The sequence below is a fragment of the Vibrio sp. 1-Bac 57 genome, assembly GCF_037546855.1.
GTDB lineage: Bacteria > Pseudomonadota > Gammaproteobacteria > Enterobacterales > Psychromonadaceae > Psychromonas.
In genome coordinates, this window is sequence record NZ_JALAAC010000116.1 from 1 (window position 1) to 546 (window position 546).

Annotated in this window: 1 protein-coding gene; it reads right to left on the minus strand. The window is 39.6% G+C overall.

Translation table 11 applies throughout. From position 1 onward, the window contains the following. On the minus strand, nt 1–546 hold a 546-nt coding region (locus MT391_RS20760), incomplete at both ends, for a transposase (protein ID WP_499499999.1).

Sequence of the window (546 nt, forward strand, 5' to 3'; positions counted from 1 at the left end):
TCCAAGTGTGTTAAGCAATTTAGGATGATGGCTAACAATTGCACCGCGTTTATCATCTCGTAAAATACGACCGCTCCAATCGACCAACTCGATATAATCAAGCAGTGAGAATGGTATACCCTTCTGACTACTTACAAGAGATTGAGCTTCATGCTCATCACCTATAAAGCCCAATAATGGCTTTTTCTTAAAACTTAACCCGACCAAAGAAGACTCTTTGTTGTTTTCCTCTTTAAAAGCAACACCATGTATGCGCTCATAAGCAGAAGTATATTCTGACGTTTCAACACTATTATTCATTTTGGCACGAACTGGATTAAGGTCGACATAAGCCATGCAAGTTAACAGTGCATCTTCATCTAGCAAAGCCTGAGACTTAAATCTACCTTCCCAAAACCGACCAGAGCACTCATCTTCCTTATTCGCTTTACGAGCGATAAACTCATTTAAACAACGCATAAACCAAGATATATCGACTAAACGTTCTCGCCAACCATGAATGATAGTTAATGCCGCTTTATTTTCCGCTACTGAGATGGTTTGTTC